Source organism: Arthrobacter sp. 24S4-2 (assembly GCF_005280255.1).
GTDB lineage: Bacteria > Actinomycetota > Actinomycetes > Actinomycetales > Micrococcaceae > Arthrobacter.
Genome location: NZ_CP040018.1, coordinates 5,283,584 through 5,296,410 on the forward strand (window position 1 = coordinate 5,283,584; position 12,827 = coordinate 5,296,410).

A 12,827-nucleotide genomic window follows, 5' to 3' on the forward strand; every position below is an offset into this window, starting at 1 on the left:
GCCAGGAAACCAGAAACAAACAAATCCCGGGGCTAACCCCGGTCCTGTTGCCTCAGGACCCAACAGTGTGCCAAACACTAAACCGCGGTCCCCCCACCCGCACCGTTCCAGGACACCAGGCTCCAAAGAACCGGCATCCGTACTAGGCAGGATGAACAAAACCCGCGGCCGCTATCTGCTGATATTCCACCCGTGAGCACCCGCCGCAGAACAAACGTCTGCGCAACGGGCGTTACTCCTGACAACCCCACCACACGGGCATACGCCCGGCAGGGTGATTGTAGGTGCTCCTTAGAAAGGAGGTGATCCAGCCGCACCTTCCGGTACGGCTACCTTGTTACGACTTAGTCCCAATCGCCAGTCCCACCTTCGACAGCTCCCTCCCACAAGGGTTAGGCCACCGGCTTCGGGTGTTACCAACTTTCGTGACTTGACGGGCGGTGTGTACAAGGCCCGGGAACGTATTCACCGCAGCGTTGCTGATCTGCGATTACTAGCGACTCCGACTTCATGGGGTCGAGTTGCAGACCCCAATCCGAACTGAGACCGGCTTTTTGGGATTAGCTCCACCTCACAGTATCGCAACCCTTTGTACCGGCCATTGTAGCATGCGTGAAGCCCAAGACATAAGGGGCATGATGATTTGACGTCGTCCCCACCTTCCTCCGAGTTGACCCCGGCAGTCTCCCATGAGTCCCCGCCATTACGCGCTGGCAACATGGAACGAGGGTTGCGCTCGTTGCGGGACTTAACCCAACATCTCACGACACGAGCTGACGACAACCATGCACCACCTGTGAACCGGCCCCAAAGGGGAAGGACTGTTTCCAGCCCGGTCCGGCCCATGTCAAGCCTTGGTAAGGTTCTTCGCGTTGCATCGAATTAATCCGCATGCTCCGCCGCTTGTGCGGGCCCCCGTCAATTCCTTTGAGTTTTAGCCTTGCGGCCGTACTCCCCAGGCGGGGCACTTAATGCGTTAGCTACGGCGCGGAAAACGTGGAATGTCCCCCACACCTAGTGCCCAACGTTTACGGCATGGACTACCAGGGTATCTAATCCTGTTCGCTCCCCATGCTTTCGCTCCTCAGCGTCAGTTAATGCCCAGAGACCTGCCTTCGCCATCGGTGTTCCTCCTGATATCTGCGCATTTCACCGCTACACCAGGAATTCCAGTCTCCCCTACATCACTCTAGTCTGCCCGTACCCACCGCAGATCCGGAGTTGAGCCCCGGACTTTCACGGCAGACGCGACAAACCGCCTACGAGCTCTTTACGCCCAATAATTCCGGATAACGCTTGCGCCCTACGTATTACCGCGGCTGCTGGCACGTAGTTAGCCGGCGCTTCTTCTGCAGGTACCGTCACTTTCGCTTCTTCCCTACTGAAAGAGGTTTACAACCCGAAGGCCGTCATCCCTCACGCGGCGTCGCTGCATCAGGCTTGCGCCCATTGTGCAATATTCCCCACTGCTGCCTCCCGTAGGAGTCTGGGCCGTGTCTCAGTCCCAGTGTGGCCGGTCACCCTCTCAGGCCGGCTACCCGTCGTCGCCTTGGTGAGCCATTACCTCACCAACAAGCTGATAGGCCGCGAGTCCATCCAAAACCACAAAAAAGCTTTCCACCCCCCACCATGCGATGAGGAGTCATATCCGGTATTAGACCCAGTTTCCCAGGCTTATCCCAGAGTTAAGGGCAGGTTACTCACGTGTTACTCACCCGTTCGCCACTAATCCACCCACAAGTGGGCATCATCGTTCGACTTGCATGTGTTAAGCACGCCGCCAGCGTTCATCCTGAGCCAGGATCAAACTCTCCGTTGAAGTAAAACAAAAACAGACACACCATGCGCCCCCGGGAAAACGGGATGCACACAATGCACAAAATTTGAAACCAGCTGTAAAAACCAGACCACACCACGGGGTGGCATAATCCAGTCAATTCAACCAATCCATATAAACAAATTGGTATCAACAAACTTGGCACACTATTGAGTTCTCAAACAACAGACACACCCGGCACCACCACAACCAACAATTCGGTCGCGGATCGCTCCGGAGCAACTTCCCAAACTTACCCGCTTTCGAGGAACTTTGCAAATCAGCGTTTCCGCCGATTTCCATGTCCACAAGAGGTTCCCCACCCGGTTTCCGCACGCCATAAAAGCGCCGTTTTTCAGGCCATTCAGAAGGGGGTCGGTCGCTATCTTTCCGCATCAGCGGCGGCGACTCGAATTACTTTACACGGCCCGGGCACCCCACGCAAATGCACCCAATCGCCAAAGGCGTGGGCCGAAGATCCGCGGAATTCCGCGGATCTTCGGCCCAGTCAGCCGCTTCAGGGCGTCCCTGACGGCGGAGCGACCTTATGTGGACTGAGTCACATCGAATGCAACCGTGAAATCGGCCTCACGCGGCTCCAGGCGATAGCCGTCCAGGACCCCCGGGCCGCAGGCCGCAGTGCCGACGCCATGGAGCACGTGGTCGATGTAGACGTATGTGCGGCCATCCGGGACCAGCTCCGGCTGATGTGTGGCGGCGGCCAGGACTTCCTGGCTGTAGGGGCGCACGGTAAGTGCAAACGGTGCACCGCTTATGGCGAGCCGGCCGGCGTCGAGCTTCAAAGCTGCCGAGTACACGCCGGAACGGGCGCCCGATTCCTGGGGCCGGACATAATCCACGTCCATGTCCTGCAACGGCAGTTCGTACCAGCCCAGCTTGGTGCCCTGGCCTGTATCCGGGTAGCTGTGGTGCGGTCCCTGGCCAAACCACTCCACGGATCGGGTGGACGTGCCCATGATCATTTCAAACCCGATTCGAGCCCAGGTCACCGGCCACCCGGCGTTGGTCCACGACCCGTCGGGTTTGACCCTGGTCCGCAGGCTGACGCCGGTTCCATCGCTGGACCACGTGTACTCGGCAAGGACCCCGAACTGTTTCCCGGCAGGGGCTACCCGTGTCCGCACCACGAGTTCCTCTCCGCCGTCTGCCGAGGGGCGGGCAGCGATGCCGACCAGCCGCGCGTGCATCCGGTTGAGGCCCGCGTCCAACCACTGCTTCGCCGCGGGACGAGGATCCGGGCTCCCCCATTCCGCTCCGAGATCGTTGTCCGTGGGGGCGCGCCACAGCATGAGCCTGAGCCCTTCAACGGGGGTTTCGCCCAACCGCGCAAGTACACCTGTGGCACGGTCGAAGACCGCTGGCCCCAGGCGAAGAACATCATCTTCCACCTCTACCCTGGCGGCGGCCACCACCGCGGGGACCGCTGACGCATTGGCGAACGCCTGGCCCCAAGCAAGTTCATGCCCTGCACCTGCCCACGCCGCGTCCTCCCGAAGTACGGCACTGACCGTGAGCACCACGGGGGCCTGGACAGATCGTTCCAGCAGGCCAGCCGGCAGCCGGACGTCGGCGGATTCATGCGGCGCGACGGGCGCAACGTCAACCCGGCCGCCGTCGACCGTCACGCCGTCGGCCTCCACCGTGTACCGGAACTCCAGCCCCGAAGTGTCAGCAAAATCGAAACGGTTGGTGAGCGAGAACCCGGTTCCATCCCCTGATACCTCGATGGACAGCGGCTCGATCACTTTCTTGAAATCCAAAAGGCCCGGGCGAGGGTTCCGGTGGGCGTCAACAAGTCCGTCGGTGACGAAGTTGCCGTCGTGGACTTCCTCGCCGAAATCGCCGCCGTAGACGAAGTATTCTTTCCCGTCCTCGCCGGTGCGGACAATGCCGTGCTCGAGCCACTCCCACACAAAGCCGCCCATCAGCCGGGGGTAGCGCTCGAAGAGCTCCTGGTATTCGGTCATGCCGCCCGGGCCGTTGCCCATGGCATGGACGTATTCGCACAGGACGAACGGCATTTCCCGCCGCCGTGAGTCGAGGCCCGCATCATCCAAGGGAGGCTCCACGCCCTGGCCGATCAGCTCGGTCTCCGCCTGGCTGGCGTACATCCGGGAGTAGACATCGACGTACGCCGAGCTCCAGTCGCCCTCGTAGTGGATAGGCCTGGACGGGTCACGGAGCTTGGTCCAGCGGGACATCGCCGCAAGGTTCTCCCCCGTCCCCGCCTCGTTGCCCAGTGACCACATGATGACCGAGGCGTGGTTCTTGTCGCGTTCCACCGTCCTGGACATCCGGTCCACAAGAGTGGGCTGCCACTGCGGATCGGCGCTGGGGTTCTGCAGCCAGCCGCCTTCTTCGAAACCGTGGGTTTCCAGATCGCACTCGAGGACAACGTAGAAGCCCAGCTGGTCCGCCAGCGCCAGGAAATCCGGGTGGGGCGGATAGTGCGACGTCCGGATGGCGTTGATGTTGTGCTGTTTCATGAGCCGCAGCTCGCTCTCCATGACCTCCCTCGGCACCACGCGGCCCAGCCTGGGATGGTGTTCGTGGCGGTTCACACCGCGGAGCAGGATCCGGCGCCCGTTGACCTTGAACTGGGCATCTTCGATGCTGACGGTGCGGAAGCCGAGCTGCACGGCGACCGTCTCCCCCGGCGTGCTGACGCTCGCCCCGTACAACCGAGGCAGTTCCGCCGACCACGGGTCGATGCCCGGGAGCCGTTGCTCCGCCCCGGCCGGCAGCTCCAGTCCCAGTTCCGGGACGCGCACGACGGCGGCAATCGGCTCGCCTGCCCGGCTCACCTCGACGCGCAGGATCCCCTCCCCCGTGTGGTGGTCGAAGTCCGCATGGACAAAGACGTCGTCAATCCGCTCCGCCGGGCGCGCCTGCAGCGTGACGTCCCTGAAGATACCTGGCAGCCACCACATGTCCTGGTCCTCCACGTAGCTGGCGGCCGAGAACTGGGCGACTTGAACAGCGACGACGTTCCTGCCCGGTACCAGCACCCCGGTGACATCGAATTCGTGCGCGAGCCGGCTGCCGCGCGTGGTGCCCAGGAACGTGCCGTTTAGCCACACCGTGCCGGCAGATTCGAGGCCGTCAAAACGGAGTAACGCGGACGGGAAATACTCCGGGCCCGCGGCAAACTCGAAGAAGAGGTCGCCGACAGGGTTGGCGTCCGGCGCGTGCGGCGGTTCCACAGCGAAGGGGAATTGAACGTTTGTGTACCAGGGTGTCCCGTGGCCGTGCATCGGCCAGCTGGACGGCACTGGGAGATCGACGAAGTCCGGACGGTCCCCGCCCGATTGCCAGCCGTGCTCCGGTGCCCGACGGATCCCGGGGTGAAGCCTAAACTTCCACGTGCCGTTTAGGGATAGCCGGGGTGCGCTGCTTTCGAGGTAGGCACGCGCCGGCAGCGTGCCCTGCGGCGGTGCCAGGGACGCGAGCCCGGCAACCTGCTCAGCGGCCAGGTCAAGGGCGGATTCCGCTACGGCGACGGCGTCGTGTCCGGTGGTCGTGTGCTCAACTGACATGGCGTTTCCTCGGGTTGGGTTGTTCCGCTACCGGGGGCCGCGGAGTTGCGGATCAGCGGCATCCTAGTTTGCGTGAACGTTCACGTTTCCCAACGATCCTACGCGAACGTGCCATTTTTGAACAGGGTGTCGACAGCTTGGAGACGGCGGCGGCACCCAACCCGGCCGCGGCTGCCGGAAATGCCGGCGAAGCAGTTCAGGCCGAGCTTCGGAGGATCAGTTGATGCTGCAGCGTCAGCCGGGCATCCTTCGAGCCGGGCGCGACGGCCCCCGTTAGGAGACCGTCAAGGAGTTCGACGGCGGCCCGGCCAACCTCCCGCAGGTCCAGCGCCAGAGTACTGAGCTCAGGTGTCAGGAGTTCGCCCAACGGGATGCCATCCATGCCAACGACCGCGCAGTCTTCGGGGACCCGGAGCCCTGCATCAGCTACAGCCTTGAGAACGCCGGCAGCCATTAGGTCATTGAAGACCAGGATCCCATCGGTCCCGGGCCGCTCCTGCAGCAAGGCAGTCGCAGCCGCCCTCGCTGCGTCGGCCGTTTCCTCTGCTGCGAACAGTGACCACGATGCCCCGGTCTGGTCCAGTCGCCCGGCTACGGCCCGGCCGCGGACCGTGATCGACCCTCTGACGCCATCCGGCGATGGGGCGGGGTCCCGCTCGTCGGCACTCCCCTGCCGGACTGGGTTTTCCGGTGCCGGCCCGGGCGCCCTTCGACGGTAGTCGCTGGCGTCCAGATAGGCGATGTTGCGCCGGTTCGCGTTCCACAGATGATCCACGGCCAGCCTCGCCGCGTGGGCGTAGTCAAAGTTGATGCTGCCTGCCGCACCTCCCGGAGTCTCGTCCAGGACTATCAGCGGCCGCCGGCCCAGCGCGGCTTGGGCCTGATCGGCGTACCCGCCCAGGTATCCGATAATGGCGTCAACTTGGGGCGCCAGATGGTCCACCGCATCGAGCCCCGTCCGGCCGCCGTGGCCATAGTCGTCAACAACGACATGCCAACCCCGCTGCGTGGCCAGTTCCACCACGCTCGAAGCAAATGCTGGGAAATAAGGGTTTGTGAGATCGGGGATAGCAAGCCCTACCGAAGTCCTCGATCCCTGGACGAGGCCCTTTGCGAAGCGACTTGGTGTGTATCCAAGTTCCCGTGCAAGCTCCTGCACGCGTTCCCTGGTGGTTTCCTTGATCCCTGGCATGCCGTTCATGGCGCGTGTGACTGTTTGGCGTGAGACCCCTGCGGCGGCCGCTACGTCGAGGATTGTTGCCGGCTTGGCCGGGCGTCCGGAGGATGTGGGGCTCATGGAGAGTAAGTCTAGAGGTGACGCTGGGAGAAGGCTGCCCGAAAGGCTGCGGGATGTGGGAGAGGGTTGCCTGGAGGGCTGCGGGATGTGGGAGGGGGTGCCTGGGTGCGGGAGTGGTGGTTAACGTGGGAGAGCCCCGACCAGTTGCCTGGTTGGGGCTCTCGACCTAATGGTTGTCCGGCGGTGACCTACTCTCCCACACCCTCCCGGGTGCAGTACCATCGGCGCTGTGGGTCTTAGCTTCCGGGTTCGGAATGGGACCGGGCGTTTCCCCCACGCTATGACCGCCGTAACCCTTGTACCCGTTCCGCCCTGGCTTTGACCGGGGTGGTGGGAAATCTGTGGTTACAACATGTTCCTGCCGGTTAAGGCAGGTGTGGTGTTGTTATTCAGTTATCGGTTTCCGTGCAACGCGCCCGTGGTGCGGGTTTGTTGGTTGGGAACCACATAGTGGACGCAAGCAGTCTTGTTTCTTTTTACCATTGTTGGTGTGAACCCCTTTTGAACGGGTTCACCAATGGTGTGTGGTGTAAGTTATCGGCCTATTAGTACCGGTCAGCTTCACGAGTCGTTAGTCCTCGCTTCCACATCCGGCCTATCAACCCAGTGGTCTGGCTGGGGGCCTCTCACACACAAGGTGTATGGAAATCTCATCTCGAAGCGAGCTTCCCGCTTAGATGCTTTCAGCGGTTATCCCATCCGAACGTAGCTAATCAGCGGTGCACTTGGCAGTACAACTGACACACCAGAGGTTCGTCCGTCCCGGTCCTCTCGTACTAAGGACAGCCCTTCTCAAATTTCCTGCGCGCGCAGCGGATAGGGACCGAACTGTCTCACGACGTTCTAAACCCAGCTCGCGTACCGCTTTAATGGGCGAACAGCCCAACCCTTGGGACCTACTCCAGCCCCAGGATGCGACGAGCCGACATCGAGGTGCCAAACCATGCCGTCGATATGGACTCTTGGGCAAGATCAGCCTGTTATCCCCGAGGTACCTTTTATCCGTTGAGCGACGGCCATTCCACAATGTACCGCCGGATCACTAGTCCCGACTTTCGTCCCTGCTCGAGATGTCTCTCTCACAGTCAAGCTCCCTTGTGCACTTACACTCGACACCTGATTGCCAACCAGGCTGAGGGAACCTTTGGGCGCCTCCGTTACTTTTTAGGAGGCAACCGCCCCAGTTAAACTACCCATCAGGCACTGTCCCTGACCCGGATTACGGGCCGAAGTTAGATGTCCAAAGTGACCAGAGTGGTATTTCAACGATGACTCCACCCGAACTGGCGTCCGGGCTTCAACGTCTCCCACCTATCCTACACAAGCCACTCCGAACACCAATACCAAACTATAGTAAAGGTCTCGGGGTCTTTCCGTCCTGCTGCGCGTAACGAGCATCTTTACTCGTACTGCAATTTCGCCGAGTTTATGGTTGAGACAGCGGGGAAGTCGTTACTCCATTCGTGCAGGTCGGAACTTACCCGACAAGGAATTTCGCTACCTTAGGATGGTTATAGTTACCACCGCCGTTTACTGGGGCTTAAATTCTCAGCTTCGCCTTGCGGCTAACCGGTCCTCTTAACCTTCCAGCACCGGGCAGGAGTCAGTCCGTATACATCGTCTTGCGACTTCGCACGGACCTGTGTTTTTAGTAAACAGTCGCTTCCCCCTGGTCTCTGCGGCCCCGATCCCCTCCCCACAGCAAGTGTGGTTCAAGGTTGGGGCCCCCCTTCTCCCGAAGTTACGGGGGCATTTTGCCGAGTTCCTTAACCATAATTCTCTCGATCGCCTTAGTATTCTCTACCTGATCACCTGTGTCGGTTTGGGGTACGGGCGGCTAAAACCTCGCGTCGATGCTTTTCTCGGCAGCATAGGATCACCAAATCCCCCGTGAGGGGGTCCCATCAGATCTCAGGCATCATGAACGGCGGATTTGCCTACCGTTCGCCCTACATCCTTAGACCGGGACAACCATCGCCCGGCTCGGCTACCTTCCTGCGTCACACCTGTTAATACGCTTACCTCCCAGGATCAGGTCCCGCGCTCCACCAAAACCCACACACCCCGAAGGGTGCTAGGGCAGGTCTCGGGCGGTTAGTATCCCCTGTTCAGCATGGGCGGTTTTTCGCCGGTACGGGAATATCAACCCGTTGTCCATCGACTACGCCTGTCGGCCTCGCCTTAGGTCCCGACTTACCCAGGGCAGATTAGCTTGACCCTGGAACCCTTGATCATTCGGCGGACGGGTTTCTCACCCGTCTTTCGCTACTCATGCCTGCATTCTCACTCGTGTAGGCTCCACCGCTGGTTTACACCGCGACTTCACTGCCCACACGACGCTCCCCTACCACTCCAGACGCCTGAACCAACCCCACAAAGGGAGCGGCTTGGCTACTATCTGAAATCCACAACTTCGGCGGTGTACTTGAGCCCCGCTACATTGTCGGCGCGGAATCACTTGACCAGTGAGCTATTACGCACTCTTTTAAGGATGGCTGCTTCTAAGCCAACCTCCTGGTTGTCTTCGCAACTCCACATCCTTTCCCACTTAGCACACGCTTAGGGGCCTTAGTTGGTGGTCTGGGCTGTTTCCCTCTCGACTATGAAGCTTATCCCCCACAGTCTCACTGCTGCGCTCTCACTTACCGGCATTCGGAGTTTGGCTGACGTCAGTAACCTTGTAGGGCCCATTAGCCATCCAGTAGCTCTACCTCCGGTAAGAAACACGCAACGCTGCACCTAAATGCATTTCGGGGAGAACCAGCTATCACGAAGTTTGATTGGCCTTTCACCCCTACCCACAGCTCATCCCCTCCATTTTCAACTGAAGTGGGTTCGGTCCTCCACGACGTCTTACCGTCGCTTCAACCTGGCCATGGGTAGATCACTTCGCTTCGGGTCTAGATCACGCCACTGCAACGCCCTATTCAGACTCGCTTTCGCTACGGCTGCCCCACACGGGTTAACCTCGCGACGTAACACTAACTCGCAGGCTCATTCTTCAAAAGGCACGCCGTCACCAGAATCAGACTGGCTCCGACGGATTGTAAGCACACGGTTTCAGGTACTGTTTCACTCCCCTCCCGGGGTACTTTTCACCTTTCCCTCACGGTACTGGTCCGCTATCGGTCATTAGGGAGTATTTAGGCTTATCAGGTGGTCCTGACAGATTCACACGGGATTTCTCGGGCCCCGTGCTACTTGGGATACTCTCACAGGCGGTACACAACATTACGGTTACGGGGCTCACACCCTCTCTGGCCGGCCTTTCAAGACCGTTCACCTATGCCTGCACATCACACCCCACTGTCCCGGCAGAGACAGTACGGAAAGTCCCACAACCCCGCCCATGCAACGCCCGCCGGCTATCACACATGGAACGGTTTAGCCTGATCCGCGTTCGCTCGCCACTACTAACGGAATCACTATTGTTTTCTCTTCCTGCGGGTACTGAGATGTTTCACTTCCCCGCGTTCCCTCCACGCACCCTATGTGTTCAGATGCGGGTCACCAGGCAGCTCGCGCCCCTGGCGGGGTTTCCCCATTCGGACACCCTGGGATCACAGTCCGGTTATCGACTCCCCCAGGCTTATCGCAGATTCCTACGTCCTTCTTCGGCTCCTAATGCCAAGGCATCCACCGTGTGCTCTTAAAAACTTGACCACAAAAGATCAAAAACGCTAATTTTCGAGAGAACCACAGAAACCAACCACACCCAACAACCACCAACCCCCAAAAGGGCCAGCCATCATCACGCGCAGCCAGATCCAGGTTCATATTCTTGGAAATTGCTTCTTATAAAAGATGCTCGCGTCCACTATGTAGTTCTCAAACAACAACCCCAAACCACACACCCCACACACCGGCATCTCCCAAAGGAAAAACCATCCGCGCATGATCGCTGCAGCCAGGAAACCAGAAACAAACAAATCCCGGGGCTAACCCCGGTCCTGTTGCCTCAGGACCCAACAGTGTGCCAAACACTAAACCGCGGTCCCCCCACCCGCACCGTTCCAGGACACCAGGCTCCAAAGAACCGGCATCCGTACTAGGCAGGATGAACAAAACCCGCGGCCGCTATCTGCTGATATTCCACCCGTGAGCACCCGCCGCAGAACAAACGTCTGCGCAACGGGCGTTACTCCTGACAACCCCACCACACGGGCATACGCCCGGCAGGGTGATTGTAGGTGCTCCTTAGAAAGGAGGTGATCCAGCCGCACCTTCCGGTACGGCTACCTTGTTACGACTTAGTCCCAATCGCCAGTCCCACCTTCGACAGCTCCCTCCCACAAGGGGTTAGGCCACCGGCTTCGGGTGTTACCAACTTTCGTGACTTGACGGGCGGTGTGTACAAGGCCCGGGAACGTATTCACCGCAGCGTTGCTGATCTGCGATTACTAGCGACTCCGACTTCATGGGGTCGAGTTGCAGACCCCAATCCGAACTGAGACCGGCTTTTTGGGATTAGCTCCACCTCACAGTATCGCAACCCTTTGTACCGGCCATTGTAGCATGCGTGAAGCCCAAGACATAAGGGGCATGATGATTTGACGTCGTCCCCACCTTCCTCCGAGTTGACCCCGGCAGTCTCCCATGAGTCCCCGCCATTACGCGCTGGCAACATGGAACGAGGGTTGCGCTCGTTGCGGGACTTAACCCAACATCTCACGACACGAGCTGACGACAACCATGCACCACCTGTGAACCGGCCCCAAAGGGGAAGGACTGTTTCCAGCCCGGTCCGGCCCATGTCAAGCCTTGGTAAGGTTCTTCGCGTTGCATCGAATTAATCCGCATGCTCCGCCGCTTGTGCGGGCCCCCGTCAATTCCTTTGAGTTTTAGCCTTGCGGCCGTACTCCCCAGGCGGGGCACTTAATGCGTTAGCTACGGCGCGGAAAACGTGGAATGTCCCCCACACCTAGTGCCCAACGTTTACGGCATGGACTACCAGGGTATCTAATCCTGTTCGCTCCCCATGCTTTCGCTCCTCAGCGTCAGTTAATGCCCAGAGACCTGCCTTCGCCATCGGTGTTCCTCCTGATATCTGCGCATTTCACCGCTACACCAGGAATTCCAGTCTCCCCTACATCACTCTAGTCTGCCCGTACCCACCGCAGATCCGGAGTTGAGCCCCGGACTTTCACGGCAGACGCGACAAACCGCCTACGAGCTCTTTACGCCCAATAATTCCGGATAACGCTTGCGCCCTACGTATTACCGCGGCTGCTGGCACGTAGTTAGCCGGCGCTTCTTCTGCAGGTACCGTCACTTTCGCTTCTTCCCTACTGAAAGAGGTTTACAACCCGAAGGCCGTCATCCCTCACGCGGCGTCGCTGCATCAGGCTTGCGCCCATTGTGCAATATTCCCCACTGCTGCCTCCCGTAGGAGTCTGGGCCGTGTCTCAGTCCCAGTGTGGCCGGTCACCCTCTCAGGCCGGCTACCCGTCGTCGCCTTGGTGAGCCATTACCTCACCAACAAGCTGATAGGCCGCGAGTCCATCCAAAACCACAAAAAAGCTTTCCACCCCCCACCATGCGATGAGGAGTCATATCCGGTATTAGACCCAGTTTCCCAGGCTTATCCCAGAGTTAAGGGCAGGTTACTCACGTGTTACTCACCCGTTCGCCACTAATCCACCCACAAGTGGGCATCATCGTTCGACTTGCATGTGTTAAGCACGCCGCCAGCGTTCATCCTGAGCCAGGATCAAACTCTCCGTTGAAGTAAAACAAAAACAGACACACCATGCGCCCCCGGGAAAACGGGATGCACACAATGCACAAAATTTGAAACCAGCTGTAAAAACCAGACCACACCACGGGGTGGCATAATCCAGTCAATTCAACCAATCCATATAAACAAATTGGTATCAACAAACTTGGCACACTATTGAGTTCTCAAACAACAGACACACCCGGCACCACCACAACCAACAATTCGGTCGCGGATCGCTCCGGAGCAACTTCCCAAACTTACCCGAACTCAAGACTCAAAGCAAATCAGCGTTTCCGCGACCCACCCGTCATCGAGACCAGCCCCGCCTTCACACAGCACGCCAAGTGGCGAACCGTTTTTCAGGCTGTTTAGAAGGGGATTGGCCGCCTTCGGTAACCAGCTTCTCGCCGGCCCCCTCTCGGCGACTTAGAAAACAAT

At 59.5% G+C, this 12,827-nt stretch carries 2 protein-coding genes and 4 rRNA genes; all 6 read right to left on the reverse strand.

Annotated features, from left to right (window positions below; genetic code table 11):
• Positions 1-295: 295 nt before the first annotated feature.
• Positions 296-1,819 (reverse strand): 16S ribosomal RNA (locus FCN77_RS24530).
• A gap of 542 nt (positions 1,820-2,361) precedes the next feature.
• The gene (locus tag FCN77_RS24535; protein WP_137324376.1) at positions 2,362-5,373 is read right to left on the reverse strand and encodes a glycoside hydrolase family 2 TIM barrel-domain containing protein; all 3,012 of its coding nucleotides are present in this window, start codon (positions 5,371-5,373) and stop codon (positions 2,362-2,364) included.
• 196 nt (positions 5,374-5,569) lie between these two features.
• Positions 5,570-6,670, reverse strand: coding sequence for a LacI family DNA-binding transcriptional regulator (locus FCN77_RS24540; RefSeq protein WP_137324377.1), 1,101 nt, complete (start codon positions 6,668-6,670; stop codon positions 5,570-5,572).
• 175 nt (positions 6,671-6,845) lie between these two features.
• Positions 6,846-6,962, reverse strand: a 5S ribosomal RNA gene (gene rrf, locus FCN77_RS24545).
• Between the two features lie 232 nt (positions 6,963-7,194).
• Positions 7,195-10,333, reverse strand: a 23S ribosomal RNA gene (locus FCN77_RS24550).
• Between the two features lie 538 nt (positions 10,334-10,871).
• Positions 10,872-12,396 (reverse strand): 16S ribosomal RNA (locus FCN77_RS24555).
• The 16S, 23S and 5S rRNA genes sit together here, the layout of an rRNA operon.
• Positions 12,397-12,827: the final 431 nt, after the last annotated feature.